Consider the following 19,365-nt stretch of genomic DNA (forward strand, 5'->3'; position numbering starts at 1 on the left):
AATATAGAGGGAGGAATTTAAATGTCTAAAATTATAATAGCTGGTGCAGGTGGTGCACCAGCAGAAAATGTTATTAAATCATTAATAGAGGGCGATAAGAAGAATGAAGTTATTGGTATGGGTAGTGAACCCATGGACTTAATGCTTTCAATGGCAAGAAAAAAGTATTTTGTACCTTATGCAGTTGATGTAAACTATAAGAGTTCTTTGCTAAAACTATTAAACTCTGAAAAACCAGATTTAGTTCATTTTCAAAATGACATTGAGATAAGAGAAGCATCAAGAATGAGAGAAGATATAATTGACACTGGAACTAAAATATATATGCCATCTAAAGAAACAATTGAAATCTGTGTTGACAAATCTAAGTCAAGTTTAATATGGCAAAATGAAGGAATTAAAATACCAAAAACTATTGTATTAAATGAAGAAAAAGATTTAAAAAAGGCCTTTGAAACATTAGCAAATAAGCAAGGAAAAATATGGATAAGAGCTGCTGAAGGTGGTGGCGGCAAAGGAGCACTTCCAGCCGATAATTATGAGTTTGCAAAAATATGGATAGATAGATTTAATGGCTGGGGTAATTTTACTGCTGCTGAATTATTAGCTACAGATACAGTTACATGGTTATCTATTTGGTATGAAGGTGAGTTAGTTGTTGCGCAATCAAGAAAGAGAAATTCATGGAATTTTGGAAATAGAACTTTATCTGGAGTTACTGGAATTACAAGGGTTGGTGAAACTTATTCAGATGAAACTGTAAATAAAGTAGCTATGGATTCTATACTATCAATAGATAAAAAACCTAATGGAATATATGGAGTAGATATGACTTATGATTTTAATGGTTTTCCAAACCCGACTGAGATAAATATATCTAGGTTTTTTACAACTGTATACTTCTTTACGAAAGCGGGACTTAATATGCCACAAATTTTTGCTGATATAGTATTGCACAATAAATTTCCTAAACTACAGAAAAAAATAAACCCGTTACCAGATGGATTAATGTGGATAAGAGGTATGGATAGAGAAGCACTATTAACTAACATGAACGAGATAAAAAGTACTATTGTAGATATAAAGTAGAGGTAAAATTATGAAGTTATTTAACTATATATTTACTGATTTAGATGGTCCAATATTAGATGGAAAATACAAACACTACAATTGCTATAAAGATATAATTACAAATGGAGGAGGCAATGCAATAGATATAGATGAATATTGGGAGATGAAAAGGAATAGGGTTAAAAGAGATGTATTACTTAAAATATCATTATATGGTAAAACGTATGATGATTATCTAAATGAATGGTTAGCTAAAATAGAAGAAATAAAATATTTAGATATGGATTTGCTAAAACCTAATGTAATACATACTTTAAAGAAATGGGAAAAAATAACTGATAATTTATATTTGGTAACAGCAAGGAGAAAAAAAGAAAATTTATATTACCAATTGAATAACAATAATTTATTTGAATTATTTGATAAAATAGTTTGTTGTGATTTTGGAGTTGTCAATTCAAAATATATGAGCTTGAAAAATATCAGTATAGATAAATACAGGGGGGTTTTTATAGGAGATACTGAAGAAGACATGAATACAGCAGAACTTTTACAAATAAAATCTATAGCTATTACAAATGGACTTAGAGAGAAAAAATATTTGAAAGCTAATTATTATTATGATGAAATTAAAGATATAAATATTTCGAGGTGCTAATTATGAAGCTTTCTGATTATGTGATGAAATTTTTGAGCGATATTGAGGTCAAAAATATATTTGGTTTTCAAGGCGGCTCTATTGTACATTTAATAGATTCATTATATAAAAATCCGAAATTAGTTTATGTTCAAAATTATCATGAACAAGCTTCTGCGTTTTCAGCAGAAGCATATGCAAGAATTACTGGAAATATTGGAGTTGCATTGGTTTCGAATGGACCGGGTGCAACAAATTTGGTGACTGGAATTGCAAATTCATATTTTGATTCAGTACCATGTTTATATTTAGCTGGACAAGCAAATACATACGCAATTAAAACTAACAATGACATTCGTCAGCAAAGTTTTCAAGAAACAGATATCGTAACTATTGTAAAATCTATTACAAAATATGCTATAACAATAAAGGATCCTTCAAAAATTAGATTTTATTTAGAGAAAGCAGTATATTTGGCAAAAGAGGGTCGTCCTGGACCTGTATTAGTTGATATACCAATTGATATACAAACAGCAAATATTAGTGAAGATACATTATATAGTTTTTTTGATTCAGAAGAATTTGTAAAATTACAACAAAAAATTAAGCCAATTAATAGTCAGCAAGTTAAAGAAACTATGCAATTACTGAAGGAAAGTAAGTGTCCATTATTATTAGTTGGTGGGGGTGTGAGATTAGCAGATGGGATGAAATTAATACAGGATTTTGTGAGTATTACCGGGGTTCCTGTAGTAACATCTTTGATGGGATTAGATGCATTTCCTCATGATAATCCGAATTTTTGTGGCTTTCTTGGCTCATATGGTAATCGTAGTGCAAATTTCGCTGTTGCAAATGCTGACTTTATTCTAGTTGTGGGTTCAAGACTCGATCCTCGCCAGACAGGAGGAAATGTGAAACTTTTTGCAACGCATGCAAAAATAGTACATGTAGATATTGATCCTAATGAGCTTATGCGTGCAGTACCAGAAGCAATTAGCATCCAATCAAACTTAAAAGAATTTTTTAAAGTTGCTATATCAATAGTTAAAGAGAATCATTATTTATATTCAGCATGGATAGAACAAATAGAAGAATGGAAAAATAAATATCCTTCCTACCCATCACAAAATGATAAAGGTTATATTGATCCAAATGAGTTTTTACATATATTGAGTCAAAACTTAAATCACCATGCAATTATTTGTTCTGATGTAGGACAAAACCAAATGTGGGTTGCTCAATCTTGCTTGCTTACCATTCAGCAAAGGCTTCTGAATTCCGGTGGACTGGGGTCGATGGGATATTCTTTACCAGCGGGTATTGGAGCATATTTTGCTGACCAAGATGCACAGATTATTTGTGTTATGGGCGACGGTGGTATTCAGATGAATATTCAAGAATTACAAACGATAAAAAAAGAAAACATACCAGCCAAGATATTCATTATGAATAATCATTCACTTGGAATGATTCGTAGTGTTCATGAGAAGTATTTCAATGGAGCATGTTATGGTTCGGTCATTGATTATTCAGTTCCCGATTTTTCTAAATTGGCTGAAGCATATGGGTTGGAGTATACGCTTATTGAAACCAAGAATGATTTTTCAAAATTGAAAACTATACTTTGTGATAAAATTTCACGAATCATCGAAGTAATAATTTCTGATTCGTCACAGACATATCCAGAGCCAACACCAGGGCGCGCATTAGAAGATCAATCACCTTTGTTGGATCGTGATGAATTTGATAGAAATATCGATGTGTGTGTTGGGAGGGGAGTAAAATCAATTTATTAATAACAGGTGCAAGTGGTTTTGTAGGAACAAATTTGTTATCTGTATTAAATGGTAGTGATGATTATAGGGATATTACTTGTTTCGCTTTGACTTCTAAGAAAATAGAAAATTGTATTTGTATTAATCACAAAAATTATACATATACAAAAGAGAAACTTTTAAATAGCGGACTTACCCATGTCGATGCGGTTATACATTTGGGTGCTTTTACACCAAAGGATGCTAATGAGTCTGATAATTTAAGGGGGGCATTTGCAAATATTAAAAATACATTACATTTAATAGAGAATCTTCCCAATAAGCCATCAAAATTTATTTTTATTAGTTCTACATCAGTATATCCGTGTTCTGATTCTGTAATAGATGAAAGTGTCAAAGAAGAGCCTGAATCTATGTATGGGGATTCTAAACTTTATTGTGAAAAAATGATTGGGAAGTATTGTAATGATAATAACATCAACTATCAAATATTGCGATTAGGCCCGATATATGGTAAGGGCGAAGAAACATATAAGCGGTTGATTACTATTACTTTAAAGCGGTTGGTAGATAATATACCACCTTATATTGTAAATGGTGGAGAAATAATACGCTCCTTTATTCATGTGAGTGATGTATGTAATATTATTCTAAAATCATTAAAGCTGGAAAAGCCAGTTGGACCAATCAATGTTGTGTCCAATCAAGAATATAAAATTGCAGATTTAATCCAATTATGTATAACTGTTTCCCAACGTAAATTAAAGCCTGAAAATGTACATACGGAAATGCCAGATAAACATCAGCGCTTTAATAATGAAAAGATGTTAAAGTGGCTGGATTGTGAGCATGTTAAAATTTGGGATGGTCTTTACGAAGAATACGCTTATATCTTAAATAAATGCTGCCCAAAAGATAGTTAAGGAGCTTAGTAATATGTATAATTGTTCATTAATTAAGTTTAAAGATATTACAGATAAATATGGGCACCTAACACCAATAGAATCTAAGATTGACATTCCATTTGAAGTAAAGAGAATTTATTATATTACAAAAGTTGAACAAGGAACAACACGTGGTTTTCATTCCCACAGAAAGCTACATCAAGTACTTATTTGTCTCAATGGGTCTGTAAAAATAAAAATTAAAAACCCTAATGAGGAAGAAATTATTGAGTTAAACGATCCATCCATTGGATTATATATAGGACCTTATGTATGGAGAGAGATGTTTGACTTTACTGAAGGAAATGTTCTTTTGGTTCTTGCCTCAGAATATTATGACGAAGATGATTATATTAGGAATTATGATTTTTATTTAGAAGAAGCGAAAAAAAGATATTGAAAGAAGTGGGTAGTAAATGAATATACCGTTTGTAAGTTTTGAACCTATGCACAAAGAAATTGAAAATGAGATACTAAGTAAATTCAAAGAAGTATATAAAAAAAATTGGTTTATACAAGGTGAAGAAGTAGAAAAATTCGAAGAAGAATTTGCCGAGTTTTGTGAAGCTAAATATTGTATTGGTTGTGGAAATGGTCTTGATGCACTTTACCTAATTTTAAGAGGTTATGATATATGTGAAGGTGACGAAGTAATAGTTCCTTCAAACACATATATAGCTACAGCATTGGCAGTTTCATATACAGGTGCTAAGCCAATATTTGTTGAACCAGACATAAATACATATAATATAGATCCAGAACTTATTGAAAAGGCTATAACTAATCAAACAAAGGCTATAATTGCGGTTCATCTATATGGGCAACCCGCTAATATGAATGAGATAAATAGTATAGCTAAAAAATATAATTTGAAAGTTATAGAAGATTCAGCTCAATCTCATGGCGCTTTATATAAAGGTAAAAAGGTTGGAAGCTTAGGAGATGCATCAGGCTTTAGTTTTTATCCAGGCAAGAATTTAGGAGCGCTTGGAGATGCAGGGGCTGTAGTAACAAATAACAAAGAATTAGCAGATAAAATAAGGGCTATAGCAAATTATGGCTCTGATAGAAAATATCATCATATATATAAAGGCACAAATTCAAGACTTGATGAAGTTCAAGCAGCATTTTTAAGAATTAAATTGAGATATCTTAATAAATGGAATGAAGAAAGAAGAAAAACTGCACAGAAATATATTGATGGTATTAAAAGTCCTAAAATAATAAAGCCAGTAGAAGCAGATTATGCAGGACATGTATGGCATTTATTTGTTGTAAGAACAGAAAAAAGAAATGAATTTCAAAAATATTTAAATGATAATGGAATAGGTACGACTATACATTACCCAATACCCATGCATATACAAAGAGCTTATGAAGATTTGAAAATAAGCAAAGGTACTTTCCCAATAGCCGAAAAAATATCTAGTGAAGTTATAAGCTTGCCTATGTGGTATGGGATGAAGGATGAAGAAATTGAATATGTAATAGAGAGAATAAGTAACTGGAGATAACGAATGAGCAATAGCAGAACGAAGCTATTTTTAGAAAATTTTTTTGTATATGGAATAGGAAGTATAATAAGCAAGATAGTTCCATTTATTATGCTTCCTATTGTTACAAGACTTATGCCTAATTCCTTTTATTATGGACTTAACGATATATCCAATATAGTTGTTTCCTTCGGTTCAGCAATAGCAATCATGGGAATGTATGATGCTATGTTTAGAATGTTTTTTGATAAGGCTGATTTAGAATATAAGAAATCCGTATGTTCTAGTGCTTTTTACTTTGTAACAATAACTTCAATAATTGCATTTACTGTGTTAATTGTGTTTAAAAGATTTTTTTCAAATTTGTTTTTTAGTTCCTATGAATATAGTAATCTATTAATAATTACGGCACTGACAATTTTAATAGGAACTACTAATGGAATAATTTCAGCACCAACAAGAATGCTCAATAAAAGAAAAATTTTCTTAATAACAAATACAGTAACACCTGTAATTTCATATTGTATAGCTATTCCACTTTTAATTCAAGGAATGTATGTTTTAGCATTGCCACTTGCCGGATTATTCGCGTCATTGTCAATGTTGATAACTTTTTTTATTTTAAATTCAAATTGGTTTGAATTTAAAAAGGTAGATAAAAAGTTAATAAAGCAAATGCTAAGAATAGGATTACCATTACTACCGAATTTTTTAATATATTGGATATTTAATTCTTTTGATAGAATGATGATAGCAAAATTTATGGGAAATGATAGTGTCGGTATTTATGGCGTAGGTGCAAGAGTAGCTTCTATTAGTCAATTTATCTATATTGCTTTTGCTGGTGGATGGCAATATTTTGCTTTTTCCACCATGCGAGATGACGATCAAGTAGAAATGACATCGAGAATATTTGAATACTTAGGTATAATTTCATTTGTTGCTACGATGGTTTTAACTTCAATAAGTGATTTTATATTTCAATTACTCTTTGTAGGAGATTATGTTAAAGGGTCAATAGTATTTCCATATATGTTCTTATCTCCATTACTTCTGATGTTGTATCAAACGATTGGAAATCAATTCATAGTAACCAAAAGAACAGGGCCCTCTGCTATGATATTAAGTTTTGGTGCAATAACAAATATAGTGGTAAATTATCTTTTAATTCCTGTAATTGGTATAGAAGGGGCTGCCATCGGAACTTTATTAGGATATGTAGTTTCTGTTATAATATGTTCAGTAGTTCTAACGAAGATGAAGCTAGTTAGTATATCAAATAAATTTATTTTAAGTAGTTTCATAGCAGTATTGTTTTTTATTTTATGGAGATTAATATTTAGATATAGTATACTATTAAGTTTATTATTAAGTCTTATATGCTTGATACTTTACTGTTATTTGTATAAAAAAGATTTGAAAATTGCATTTGGAAAATTAAGAAATCAATTCAAAATTTTGTGGTGCAATATCTAATATGGGATTAGATATTGATAAATTAACAATGAAATTAGATGATTTGAAATATAGAGAGTTTAATTAATTCATATAAAAAAGTAATCAATAATTTTGAGATTAATTCTGAAAAATTTTTAGAATTAAAGAAGATAAGAGAAGATTATATCATTGATATATTGAATACACGAAAAAAAATTGTGCAATAACAAAAAAACGATTCAACTTTGCTGGGAGGCATCTACTATGACTTTATCTCGAAAGGCTTTTAAAGCGTATGATATTCGTGGGCGTGTGCCGGATGAATTGAATGAAGAGATGGCTTATCGGATTGGGCGGGCTTTTGTGGAGCTGCTTTCGGCTAGAAATGTGGTTGTCGGACGAGATGTTCGCTTATCCAGTTCTGCTTTGGCTACGGCAGTTACGAAGGGTTTAATAGATGCAGGGTGTAATGTAGTAGATATTGGACTGTGCGGTACGGAACAGATTTACTTTGCTACATCTTACTTGGGACTTGATGGCGGCATTATGGTGACTGCTAGTCATAATCCGATGGATTATAATGGTATGAAGCTGGTGCGGGAAGGTTCCCGGCCCATTAGCGGCGATACGGGGCTGCGGGTGTTGGAAGAAAAAGTTGTCACAGGCGATTTGGCAAGTATTGTGTCGGAGGCTGAGCGCGGTACTGTCACAACGAAAAATATCATGGACGATTATGTACGGCATCTGCTTACCTACATAGATCGCTCGGCTTTGAAGCCGTTACGTATTGTCGTCAATGCAGGAAACGGCTGTGCTGGGCCTGTGCTTGACGAATTAGAGAAGTTTTTACCCTTTGAGTTGATTAAGGTTCATTGCGAACTGGACGGTACCTTCCCGAATGGCATTCCGAATCCGCTGCTCGTCGAAAATCGCGAGAGTACGGCTCGTGCTGTGCGGGAGCATCAGGCTGATCTAGGAATTGCCTGGGATGGTGATTTTGACCGTTGTTTCTTTTTTGATGAGCAGGGCGATTTTATTGAAGGCTATTATCTCGTGGGATTTCTTGCGCAGGCTTTTTTACGGAAGTGTCCCAAGGCCAAAATCATTCATGACCCGCGGTTAATGTGGAATACCATCGAATTAGTGGAACAGGCAGGCGGTCAGGCTGTGGAAAGTAAAACAGGCCATGCTTTTATTAAGGAGCGTATGCGTGCGGAGGATGCTGTTTATGGCGGCGAAATGTCGGCCCATCACTATTTTCGAGATTTTTCCTATTGTGACAGCGGCATGATTTCCTGGCTGCTTATTGTGGAAAGCATGTGTATTATGAATCAGCCACTGTCGACTCTGGTCGCAGACCGGATGGTCCGGTACCCAGTAAGCGGAGAAATCAATCGGACAGTAAAGGATGCGCCGCAGGTTTTGGCTCAGATTGAGAGAAACTATCTGACGCCGGACGCGGATGTGGATCGTACAGATGGGTTGAGTATTGCTTATCAAAACTGGCGGTTTAATGTCCGCATGTCCAATACCGAGCCTGTATTGCGCTTAAATGTGGAAAGCCGGGGCGATGCCCGGCTTATGCAGCAAAAAACGCAGGAAATGCTGGCGCTCATTGATAGCATGAACAACTGATGATTTTATCTTCGGACGGCCTCCCACATGAGGGACTGAGTCAGCAAACTGATGCCATCGGCAAAGCCCTGGTGATAGTAAATATCCTGGGCGAAAAATTCCAATTCTGAAAAGTGGTCTTCTAACTGATGGAGCTTAGCGATTTGTTCTGACGTTAATTCAGCGGCTAATTCCTGTTGTAATTGTTTCAGCTTTTGATGGGTAGCATAGTAATCACCGGAGACACTGTCGAGTTCCCGTAGATTTTCTTCACTATGCATGGCTTCGAGGTCCCGTACGGCTGTTTCAAAAATGTGCATCCCTTTACTCATGATGATTCCTCCTGTAATTTTTTCAGCAGGAAATGAAAAGCGCATGACAGGTCTTTTGGACCTACACATGCGCTTGCTTTATCATTGGCATATACATAAACAAGCATCTACGGAACACCTTGCTTTCCGCTATTGCCTGTTACTTGTTATGCGAATCTGCATACAGTTTTGTCCGAACGAAGTTGGATGACCGAACATACCGTCGCTTGAATCAGAGGCGGCTGCACGGTATAATAGTAAGTATCGTCGTGGGCAGTTAACTGTTACGTGTAGGTGGTAGTAGCACCTGCTCGTGCCTGAAAGTGCGTCAACACTTTCAGGACACGGCGACTTTTTAATTTCCATCTATTTTCATTATAGTCCTTTAACTGAAAATTGCAAGAAAATATGTTTGCGAGATTCGAATTTGATTCAAATTCATGACGGGGTTATATTATTCGTAATGTCCCCTGCATTGTAGTACATAAATATTTTCGTCATCCATTTTATAAATAAGTCTATGCTCTGGACTTATTCTTCTACTCCAATAACCGTTCAATTCATGCCTGAGAGGCTCCGGCTTTCCTAATCCTTCGTTCCCGTTCCGTTCAATGTCTTTAAGTAATTCATTGACTTTTTTTAGAACTTTTTTATCCGTCGTTTGCCAATATAAATAATCTTCCCAGGCAATATCGGTAAAAAACTTATTCATCTTCAATGACCGTTCTGGCCTGAACATTCCCGGCTTTTAATTGTTCTATGGATTTAATTAATCGATCATAGGTCTTTTTGTTACTGCGAACATATAGATTTTCTATTAGGTTATTGTACTCAGCCTCCGATAGCATGACAACATTACCGCCTTGTTTACGAGTAATGACAATAGTTTCAAAATCATTATTTGCTTTATCACAATAAGTTTTAAAGTTTTCTCTTATTTTGGAGTAATTTACGGCTAACATGAAGAACACCTCCTGTACAATATATTGTACGGGATAAGAAGGCTTTATGCAATGTTTTTTTACTAAAATGACCAAGTTCCAGCAGAGAGTTTCTATTTAGATAAGCGTAAATTTTTTTATTAAAGCCCTTTTCACGTGTAGTCGTGAAAGGGGCTGTTAATTTTTTTCGGCTTTTTTGAAAGGAACTGTCACTTTTTTTGTTTTTATTTATTTTCCCTTTAGACAAAATATATGCGGTAAATTATGTAAGATAAGCTTGTTGTAATGAAGTAAACATAATTTTGTCATCTATTTGTCATATACTTGCTATATAATAACAAATATTCCATTTAAAGATATTTTTTCTAATGTATAATACCTCTAAACTTATCAATCTTATGCGTGAATCCGCTAACATATAGGTGTGAACTATCTAAATGGATAGTATACACTATCCATTTAGATAGTTCCTAAGTATGTGAATAATTGGTAAGATGTAAGTGAATAAAAAATCAAGGGATGTGAGTGACAATGACAAAAGAACAGTGGGTGGACAAGTTCAGGGATATCTAGGGCATAGGAGCCGGCTGATGAAACTGACAATGCAGTTATGTATTATTACAATCCAATGGGTAATCATATCTGGATTTATTTATTTGATATGGCGATGATGGAAGCCTTGGCGATTTATACTTGGCAATTTCGTAAATTACCAGGTGCTATGTATTATATCGCTTGCCAGGTGTGTAAAGGTGCCTGGATTTTATTTTTCCTTTTGTCTGATAGAAGCGACGAATTGTCAGTTAAAATGTTTTGGAGTTCTCTTCAAGAAATGGTGGCTGTCCTTTTACCCTATCTTTGGTTTTTGTTTATTTGGCACCTAAGTAAGCAGGAGAATGAAATACTTTATTTAGTAAAGTATGGCTTTCTCGGTATTATTGGCTTTCTGTGGCTGGTCATTTTATCTAATTTTTGGCAGGGGTTGTATTGGAGTTCAGGTTGGGTGGATGGTCAGAACATCGAATTTGGTTTTGGACTTATAAATTGGCTGGTTTTAGGCAATAGTTATCTACTGTGTGTGATAAGCACGGTCTTAAGTGTGCGCTGGGTATCTCTTAACGTTGGTTTGCGCCGACGCCAGGCCTTATGGTTTGTGATGCCCGAATTATTTCCCTGGCTGGGGCACATGATGATGCATATTCCGGCCTGTTGTGTTTTTGTTCCTCCTGCTTTCGGGGTTTTGCTATCAGGAGTTTTTGCAGCTTGGGCTTATTATCGCTGGAAGGTTTACCGCATTCTTCCTCTTGCTCAGGAACTAGCTGCTCGTAACAGGATGGATGGTTGGCTAGTAATTGATGAACAGGACTATCTTGTGGAGATGAATGTTGCTGCGAAAACGATGCTTAACGGTTTACCAGCCGCTATCGGCGCGAGGTTTAGGGAAGTAGTTGCGAGTTGGTCTCACTTGGATGAATTCTACAGAAATTCGGATTTGGAAAACTGTGAAGTGATGCGCGAATATCCTGAAGGATATCGTTATTTTCGATTGAATCGGATTTTCTTAAAGAAAGTCGAGGAGCATTTGCTTGGGCAGATTATTTTAGTAACGGATATTACCCGGCAGAAGCAGGAAGAAGCCAAGCGAATCGGGCAGGAAAAGGCCCAGGCCGTTCTGTATGAACGCAATAGGCTGGGCCGGGAATTACACGATGGGGCGGGGCAGTTTCCTGGCTATGTCAAAGTGCAAACGCAGGTGATTCAGTTGTTGTTACAAAAAGGCCAGTTGTTAGAAGCCAGAGAGCAATTGAAAACCTTATCTCAAGTCGCTGATGCAGCTTTTTCCAATGTGCGAGAAGCAATTAACAGTTTGAAGGGGAATGTTGGGGAATGGAACTTTTTTAATAAATTGCAGGACTGGCTGGAGCAATTCCGCAAAATGACCGGAATTACTATCGTTTCTACTGGTTTAGAAGGGATGTCATCCAGTCGGATGATGCCGGAGGCCGAAGTCCAATTGCTGCGGATTATTCAGGAAGTTTTGGCAAATGTTCGAAAGCATTCCGGTGCCCATAGCATTCAGCTGGCTTTTACTTTTGTCGCGGGGCAGCTTGTCGTTAAAATTTTTGATGACGGTTGTGGATTTGATGTAAAAAAAATGCAAACTGTTCCGGGAAAATTTGGCCTTCACATTATCATGGAACGCGCTGAGGAAATAGGGGGAACCTGTAAGGTACAATCAATTCTTGGCCAGGGCACTCTGGTGACAATTGAGATTCCTTTATGCTATCACGTAAAATAATCGAATAAGGAAATGATAATCATGATAAGAGTATTACTTGTTGATGATCATTCGTTGTTTGTAAGTGGGCTGAAAACTTTGCTTAAAGTGAGTGGTATCGCTGTAGTCGGTATGGCTAAGGATGGTGTGGAAGCGCTCCTGGCGGTTAGAGAACTTCAGCCCGATGTGGTACTCATGGACATTCAAATGTCAGGATGCGATGGCCTGACAGCCACGCGTTTAATAAAAGCTGAATTTCCTGACATAAAGGTTGTAATACTGACTATGATCGATGAGGATCAGCTGGTATGTGAAGCGATTCAAAGCGGTGCTTCGGGATTTTTGCTTAAAAACCTTGAAGCTGAGGCGCTTTTGACGATGTTGGAAGATGTCGTAAAAGGGGAAATGGTTTTTTCGCCGGGGCTGACCAAACGTTTATTGCAGGGGTTTGTGACGAGTCAGAATGGAAAATTTCCAGCGGGGTCCGTCAGTGGTGCAAAAACGGGAAATCCACTGACTCCACGACAGAAAGAAGTTTTAATCCATATCGCGCATGGACAAACTTATAAGGAAGTTGCCGCGGATCTCAATATTAGCGGAAACACTGTGAAGTATCATATGAATGAAATCCTAGAGCGACTGCATCTGGAGAATCGTGTTCAAGCAGTTGCCTATGCAGTTCAGGCTAACTTGACGGTGGCGAACGAGTGGGAACAAAATTAATCACAAACCGGGGAGGAAAATCCCGGTTTTTTTGTTGAGTAATTTACCGAACGTACGTTTCCTCTCTAAAGAGGTAGGTGATATCCTACCTCTTTAGAGAGTACCAAAAAATGTTAAAACTTGCTACGATATAAGTGCAGCAGAAACAACAGAAGTGATAAGATTTTTGTACTTTGCATAAATATATAAGATTGGGTGAAGGTGCTTACAAATTTTTTTGGGGGGGGGGGCTGCCAGATGCATGATCAGTCTTTAACAGTCACGGACCAGGTAAAAAAGCTGATTGATATGGGATATTACCCTTTTCAGGTAAATGGATTTATTCAGGACTGTATTGGGACGACCAAATTGGATCAGCTAAGTGCTACCGAGCTGGAAACATTACGAATCGAATTAGATAATCAAATAAGGTTCGGTTTAAAGTGCCAGACATTAAAAGAGAAGAGGATAAACCGGAATGATTGATAGTCACATTCATATCTTGCCAGGCTTGGATGACGGGGCAAAAGATAGGACGACTGCCATCCAAATGCTAATGATTGCCTCAGCCAGAGGAACCACCGCAATGATTGCCACCCCCCATGTTATCGAAGGTGACTGGCTGCCGGATTGGCAGGATATCGTCAGTCGCTGTCAATTGTTACAGACGGCTGCCAGGCAAGCCGGACTGACACTGGAGTTGTATCCAGGGGCAGAAGTTGCGTTACAATTGGATATTTTGGAACGGATACCCGGGCCAGGTGATTATTGTATCAATGGCGGACAATATTTATTGACGGAATTGCCGGGGTTGGAAATTCCCAGTTACACGGAAGAGTTCTTTTTTAAACTTCAGACTAGAGGAATTACTCCGATTCTGGCTCATCCCGAACGGCATCCAGTTTTGGCACGTCAGCCGGAGATATTGGCCGGATGGATAAGGAAGGGGATCCTTGCGCAAATGAATGGGCCGAGTATTACCGGACGTTGGGGTGAGCGAATTCGAGAGACGGCAGAATTGTTCTTAACTAATGGCCTCATTCATTTGATCGGTTCTGATGCGCATAGCACTCGGGCCCGCAATCCGGATATGCAGGCAATCTGGTATCGAATGATTGAATTGGTTGGTGCGGAGTCAACTAAACAATTATTTGTCATCAATGCCCTGCAAGTTTTGCAGAGCCGAGCCGTGGAAGTAGAGGAAATTGGTGACTTGGTTTTTCCTCAATCAACGAATCGTTGGCAGCGGCTATTGAAGAAATTTACGGGTAGTTAATAGATGTGCAATATTTTCAGGAGGTAGATTAGTGAAGAAAGTTCGGATTTTCACTGTATTTCTTACATGTTTGATGAGTTTCTTGGTCACAAAGGATTTATTAGCGGCCGAGTATCAATTTTCTCCAGGCGATGTGGTAACAGTCAGTGTCTGGGGCTATGACGACCAGTTTCAAGGCAAAAATGCAAGTGCCATCGCGGGTAATGAGCTAGTCATTCGCCCGGACGGGAGAATGAGTTTTCCATTGGTTGGTGAAATCCAGGCAAGCGGACTGACAATCGCTGAATTGACGAACCGCATTACTGCAGGATTGAGTGAATATATTGTCAATCCAAAAGTCAGTGTGAATGTTGTCAAATTTCATACCATTCGGCTGTATGTTCTTGGTGAAGTGGCCAAGCCTGGAATGTATGAGGTGGAAAAGCAGCACAACATTTTAGATGCCATCGGCATGGCTGGTGGCCAAACCAAAGATGCTGCCAAGAAGAAAGTTATGATTATTCGCAGCGGTCAAACGGATCAACCCATCACGGTAAATTTACTTAAATTATTAAAAGATGGCGATATGAGTCAAAATCAGGTATTGAATGACGGCGATGTAGTGTATCTATCCTCAAACGGGCGGCTGGATATTGCAAGGGACATTCTCCCCTATTTGTCTGGGTTATATTATGCAACACATCTGCATGACTGATAGGGTCCTTCGGTACCTTACTGATTTTACAACACGGAGGCAATAGTGTGAATGAAACAACCCTTGATTTAAAAGAGATGCTGAAAATCATTAAAAAACGATACAAGTTGATTAGAAATGTATTTCTGGTCTTTGTCATACTGGCGGTGGTGATTAGCTTGATTATTCCTCCCACCTATGAAGCGGTGACGAATTTACGGGTCAAACAGCCCAAAGGCTTAGGTGATTCACTCCTCGCCGATTTACCTGTGGACAGTTCGGCTCATACCAAACAATTAATGAATACCTATGCCGAAATCCTCAAAGGCCGTACTGTTATGCAAGAGGTTATTGATCAGACTCAAGGCGATAAGGAAGAAGTTCCTACTTATGAACAGTTTTTGAAGCGGATTACGACAGAACCGGTTAAGGACACAGAAATATTGAAGATCAAAGTCACTGCAAGGTCCCCCGAGGAAGCCGAATGGGTAGCCAATACGCTAGTCAATACTTTCTTGGAACGCATGACCTTTTTAGTTCGTGCGGAGCAGTCTAATGTACGGGCTTTTATTGGTCAGCGGCTGCAGGAATCCAAACAAGAATTAGAACAATCGGAAGAAGCCCTTCAAGAATATAAGACGCAGCAAAAAATTGTTGACCCGGCGGAAGAAACGAAAGCCATGCTTACCAAGCTGTCTGATATTGATAAACTGGCGGCGCAAAATAAGGCCGACTTAGCAGCGGCTCAGGCTACTTTCGGTGTTACTCAGCAACAACTGAATCAAGAAAAATCAGGTTTTGTGGCGGACAGTCCGTTGATCCAGCAATATAAAGGCAAGTTGGCTGATGAGGAAGTCCAATTGGTTACCCTCATTGCCAATTATACGGATAAACATCCCCAAGTCGCGGCAACACGCGCTGCTATTGAAGCCACGAAGGTCAAATTAAACACGGAAATTGCCCGTGTCATTAGTGCGGATGCCCCTTCTATGAATCCGATTCATATCGGCTTGGTGCAAGGAAGGATTCAAGCGGAGGCGCAAATTGCTGCCGGGGCTGCTCAGAATCAGGCAATCAATTCGATTGTCAGTGCTAGTGAGCGAGAGCTCGGTACCTTGCCTGTGAAAGAACAAGGCTTAATGAAAGTCATGCGTAACGCATCTGTAAATCAGGAAATCTACATTATGCTTGCCAAGCGCTATGAGGAAGCCCGCATTAGTGAAGTTATGGAACCAACTGAAGTCCAAGTCATCGATGTAGCCATTGCCCCGGACAAGCCCATCATGCCCAAGAAAATCTTGAACGTATTGATTGCGGCCATATGTGGTTTGTTCGTTGGTACAGGCTGGGCATTTTTGAAGGAATACATGCATAAAACGATTAGGACTGCCGAAGACGTGCAGCAGTATTTAGATATGCCAGTCATGGGGAGTATTCCTGATTTTACGATCCGCGATAAAAGGCAGAGGACAGGTAGGTGGAGTAGACTGGCTCAACTTGTTCAGAGAAAATTGCCATGGGGAGGCTAATCATGTCACAACACTACCAATTGATTGTACAACAAGATGCAAAATCGCCAATAGCCGAGGCCTATCGTACGCTGCGGACGAATATCCAATTTGCCAAAATCGATGGTGAATTAAAAACACTGATGTTCACCAGCGCCGGACCTGGGGAAGGGAAATCAACTACTGCCGCAAACACGGCCATTGCTCTGGCGCAATCTGGGAAAAAGGTAATTGTTGTTGATTGCGATTTGCGTAAACCTGTCCAGCATCAGATTTTTAACCGATCCAAACGTGGTGTTACGAACTTTTTGGTGGAAGATCTGGTCGTTACTAATCTTATCCAGGATACGGGAATTGAAAATCTGAGGGTATTGACGAGTGGTCCCATACCCCCGAATCCTTCGGAACTGTTGGGAGCGGCAAGAATGCAGGAATTGTTGGAGGCTTTGCAAGCGCAGTCGGACTATCTTATCATCGATGTGCCGCCAGTAGTGGCTGTTACCGATGCTTGTGTGCTGGCTTCTAAAGTCGATGGAATTCTGTTGGTATTGGATTCTAGTGCCGTGCATCCTCCGGAGATGGCCCAAAGAGCCAAGGAATTGTTGACAAATGCCAACGGACATCTCCTGGGAGTTATTCTCAATCGAGTAGAGATTGAGGAAGAACATGCCTATTATTACTATTACTATGGTAATGAAAAAAAGAAAAAAGCGTGACGCAATAAGATTGGGTGGAGGTGTTTGTTATGCGGCGAAGGTGGTTGTCTATAGTAATGATTATCACAGATATATTGATTGTTTCATTAGTACCATTTCTTGCATTTTTCCTTCGTTTTGAAGGCGTAGTGAGCACGTATTACTATACGCTGCTTTTTCATTACTTACCGGCAATTATTTTGATCCGTTTGGGAAGCTTTTACTTATTTCGTTTATATCATCGATTGTGGCGCTATGCCAGTATTCACGAATTGATGGGAATTATCGGAGCCGTTACGGTCAGTTCGTTGATCCTTGGTGGCTATTTCATGCTGATAGGTTTTACACCACCCAGAAGTATCCAAGTGATAAGCTGGATATTTAATATAGTGTTAATTGGCAGCAGTCGATTAGGATTGCGCGTGCTGCACTATGTATTGCGTCCGACATCTACGAAGCCGATTCAGCAAGTTCTTATTATCGGGGCTGGCGATGCCGGTGCTATGATCGCGCGGGAAATTATTCAGCGTTACTATGAGACAAAAAAACTGATTGGGTTTATTGACGATTCTTCCTATAAAGGGAATCGGATGATGTTTGGCGTGAGAGTATTGGGGACGCAAAACGATATTGAGCGTATTGTTGAGGAGCAACATATTAATGAGATTATTATTGCCATGCCTTCTGTCGGCGGCGACATTGTCCGGTCAATTGTAAAAAAATGCCAGAACATACATTGCAGCGTGCAGACTGTTCCAGGTATTTATGAACTGATCGATGGAAAGGTCAGTTTGCAGCAGCTGCGCAAGGTGGATTTAGAAGATTTGCTCAGGCGGGATCCTGTCCAGCTTAACTTAGCAGAAATTGCCGGATATTTGACGGGTAAACGAGTGCTCATTACCGGAGCGGGTGGTTCTATTGGCTCTGAACTTTGTCGACAGGTGGTGAAAATGTTACCGGAAACACTGGTGCTGCTGGGTAAAGGGGAAAATAGCATTTATGAAATTGACCAGGAACTGAAGAGCAAGCATCCTTTAGTGGCGTTAACGCCCGTGATTGCCGATGTGCGGGATAAAAGGCGTATGGATGAGGTATTTAGTCAGTTTCAGCCGCAAGTTGTTTTTCATGCGGCGGCTCATAAACATGTGCCTCTGATGGAAGCGCAACCAGAGGAAGCCGTACGTAATAATATTTTCGGTACCAAGACGGTGGCTGAGGCGGCTCATGAGGCAGGTGCTGAAGTATTTGTTATGATCTCCACAGATAAAGCCGTCAATCCTACCAGTGTCATGGGCGCAACTAAAAGGGTCGCTGAACTCATTATTCAAAATATCAGTAAAAAAAGTTCGACCAAATTTGCTGTGGTCCGATTTGGCAATGTACTTGGCAGTCGCGGGAGCGTAATCCCTTTATTTAAAAAACAAATTGCTAAAGGCGGCCCCATCACGATTACGCATCCCGATATGGAACGTTACTTTATGACCATCCCGGAGGCTTCGCAATTAGTCCTTCAGGCTGGGGCTATTGCCAAGGGAGGTGAGGTTTTTGTACTTGATATGGGGAAACCCGTTAAGATTTTGGATATGGCCTGTGACCTTATTGAATTGTCCGGCCTTTCGCCATATAAAGATATTCCGATCCAATTTACAGGAATTAGGCCAGGTGAAAAATTATTTGAGGAATTGTTGACAGCCAAGGAAGGGACGACTTCGACGAAGCACGAGAAGATTTTTGTTGCTAATTTGAAAACGGTCGATGAAAAAATTCTGCTGCAAAGATTATTATCCTTGCAGCTGGCCGTGGACAGGACGGAAGTCATTCAGGAACTAGCGAAATTGATTCCAACCTTTCAAAGTGCGCAGCTTCCAAAACGCAAAGTTGTTTATCATGAGGCGGATGTCATAAGCGAACGGGGAAAACATTCTGTGGAGCAGTATCAGACAGTAACCGATGCCAGTTAAATAAAATAGGACTGTTTCAGAATGAAAAATTTGGGAGTGGGGAGAG

General features: G+C 38.4%; 19 protein-coding genes. 16 read left to right on the top strand and 3 right to left on the bottom strand.

Annotated features, from left to right (window positions below; all coding sequences use genetic code 11):
* The first annotated feature begins 21 nt into the window (after positions 1 to 21).
* The 8 genes from Ga0466249_RS00625 (at position 22) to Ga0466249_RS00660 (ending at position 8,995) form a co-directional block, all read left to right on the top strand.
* Positions 22 to 1,089, top strand: coding sequence for an ATP-grasp domain-containing protein (locus Ga0466249_RS00625; RefSeq protein WP_215827501.1), 1,068 nt, complete (start codon positions 22 to 24; stop codon positions 1,087 to 1,089).
* A gap of 10 nt (positions 1,090 to 1,099) precedes the next feature.
* On the top strand, positions 1,100 to 1,729 hold the full coding sequence (locus tag Ga0466249_RS00630) for an HAD family hydrolase (protein WP_215827502.1): 630 nt from the start codon (positions 1,100 to 1,102) through the stop codon (positions 1,727 to 1,729).
* A 2-nt stretch (positions 1,730 to 1,731) separates the two neighbouring features.
* Entirely contained in the window at positions 1,732 to 3,507 is a 1,776-nt protein-coding gene (locus Ga0466249_RS00635) for a thiamine pyrophosphate-binding protein (RefSeq protein WP_215827503.1), read from the top strand.
* A gap of 32 nt (positions 3,508 to 3,539) precedes the next feature.
* The gene (locus Ga0466249_RS00640) at positions 3,540 to 4,409 is read left to right on the top strand and encodes an NAD-dependent epimerase/dehydratase family protein (RefSeq protein WP_215827504.1); all 870 of its coding nucleotides are present in this window, start codon (positions 3,540 to 3,542) and stop codon (positions 4,407 to 4,409) included.
* A gap of 13 nt (positions 4,410 to 4,422) precedes the next feature.
* Positions 4,423 to 4,830: a sugar 3,4-ketoisomerase gene (locus Ga0466249_RS00645; protein WP_215827505.1), complete on the top strand. Its 408-nt coding sequence runs from the start codon at positions 4,423 to 4,425 to the stop codon at positions 4,828 to 4,830.
* Positions 4,831 to 4,846: 16 nt separating this feature from the next.
* Positions 4,847 to 5,944, top strand: coding sequence for a DegT/DnrJ/EryC1/StrS family aminotransferase (locus tag Ga0466249_RS00650; RefSeq protein ID WP_215827506.1), 1,098 nt, complete (start codon positions 4,847 to 4,849; stop codon positions 5,942 to 5,944).
* 3 nt (positions 5,945 to 5,947) lie between these two features.
* Positions 5,948 to 7,399 carry a lipopolysaccharide biosynthesis protein gene (locus tag Ga0466249_RS00655; protein WP_215827507.1) on the top strand — a complete coding sequence of 484 codons (1,452 nt, stop codon included), beginning with the start codon at positions 5,948 to 5,950 and terminating at the stop codon, positions 7,397 to 7,399.
* Between the two features lie 225 nt (positions 7,400 to 7,624).
* Complete coding sequence (locus tag Ga0466249_RS00660; RefSeq protein WP_215827508.1) at positions 7,625 to 8,995, top strand: phosphohexomutase domain-containing protein; 1,371 nt, start codon at positions 7,625 to 7,627, stop codon at positions 8,993 to 8,995.
* 5 nt (positions 8,996 to 9,000) lie between these two features.
* Here the strand turns inward: Ga0466249_RS00660 and Ga0466249_RS00665 are convergent, their stop codons facing one another.
* The 3 genes from Ga0466249_RS00665 to Ga0466249_RS00675 form a co-directional block, all read right to left on the bottom strand.
* A complete protein-coding gene (locus Ga0466249_RS00665) occupies positions 9,001 to 9,306 on the bottom strand; it encodes a hypothetical protein (protein ID WP_215827509.1) in 306 nt (101 codons plus the stop codon).
* A 433-nt stretch (positions 9,307 to 9,739) separates the two neighbouring features.
* On the bottom strand, positions 9,740 to 9,997 hold the full coding sequence (locus tag Ga0466249_RS00670; RefSeq protein ID WP_215827510.1) for a Txe/YoeB family addiction module toxin: 258 nt from the start codon (positions 9,995 to 9,997) through the stop codon (positions 9,740 to 9,742).
* The gene (locus tag Ga0466249_RS00675; protein ID WP_215827511.1) at positions 9,990 to 10,247 is read right to left on the bottom strand and encodes a type II toxin-antitoxin system Phd/YefM family antitoxin; all 258 of its coding nucleotides are present in this window, start codon (positions 10,245 to 10,247) and stop codon (positions 9,990 to 9,992) included. The genes Ga0466249_RS00670 and Ga0466249_RS00675 overlap by 8 nt, the downstream gene beginning before the upstream one ends.
* A gap of 640 nt (positions 10,248 to 10,887) precedes the next feature.
* Between Ga0466249_RS00675 and Ga0466249_RS00680 the strand changes: the two genes are divergently transcribed.
* From Ga0466249_RS00680 to Ga0466249_RS00715, 8 genes are all read left to right on the top strand, one after another.
* Positions 10,888 to 12,525: a histidine kinase N-terminal 7TM domain-containing protein gene (locus Ga0466249_RS00680; RefSeq protein ID WP_215827512.1), complete on the top strand. Its 1,638-nt coding sequence runs from the start codon at positions 10,888 to 10,890 to the stop codon at positions 12,523 to 12,525.
* Between the two features lie 21 nt (positions 12,526 to 12,546).
* Positions 12,547 to 13,227: a response regulator gene (locus Ga0466249_RS00685; protein WP_215827513.1), complete on the top strand. Its 681-nt coding sequence runs from the start codon at positions 12,547 to 12,549 to the stop codon at positions 13,225 to 13,227.
* A 237-nt stretch (positions 13,228 to 13,464) separates the two neighbouring features.
* Positions 13,465 to 13,692: a hypothetical protein gene (locus Ga0466249_RS00690; RefSeq protein ID WP_215827514.1), complete on the top strand. Its 228-nt coding sequence runs from the start codon at positions 13,465 to 13,467 to the stop codon at positions 13,690 to 13,692.
* Positions 13,685 to 14,482, top strand: coding sequence for a tyrosine-protein phosphatase (locus Ga0466249_RS00695; RefSeq protein WP_215827515.1), 798 nt, complete (start codon positions 13,685 to 13,687; stop codon positions 14,480 to 14,482). Before Ga0466249_RS00690 ends, Ga0466249_RS00695 begins: the two co-directional genes overlap by 8 nt.
* A 31-nt stretch (positions 14,483 to 14,513) precedes the next feature.
* A complete protein-coding gene (locus Ga0466249_RS00700; protein WP_312889676.1) occupies positions 14,514 to 15,176 on the top strand; it encodes a polysaccharide biosynthesis/export family protein in 663 nt (220 codons plus the stop codon).
* Positions 15,177 to 15,223: 47 nt separating this feature from the next.
* A complete protein-coding gene (locus Ga0466249_RS00705; protein ID WP_215827516.1) occupies positions 15,224 to 16,684 on the top strand; it encodes a GumC family protein in 1,461 nt (486 codons plus the stop codon).
* Positions 16,685 to 16,686: 2 nt separating this feature from the next.
* The gene (locus Ga0466249_RS00710) at positions 16,687 to 17,379 is read left to right on the top strand and encodes a CpsD/CapB family tyrosine-protein kinase (protein ID WP_215827517.1); all 693 of its coding nucleotides are present in this window, start codon (positions 16,687 to 16,689) and stop codon (positions 17,377 to 17,379) included.
* Positions 17,380 to 17,408: 29 nt separating this feature from the next.
* A complete protein-coding gene (locus tag Ga0466249_RS00715) occupies positions 17,409 to 19,319 on the top strand; it encodes a polysaccharide biosynthesis protein (protein WP_215827518.1) in 1,911 nt (636 codons plus the stop codon).
* Positions 19,320 to 19,365 lie beyond the last annotated feature (46 nt).

Source organism: Pelorhabdus rhamnosifermentans, from assembly GCF_018835585.1.
In the GTDB taxonomy this organism is placed as follows: domain Bacteria; phylum Bacillota; class Negativicutes; order UMGS1260; family UMGS1260; genus Pelorhabdus; species Pelorhabdus rhamnosifermentans.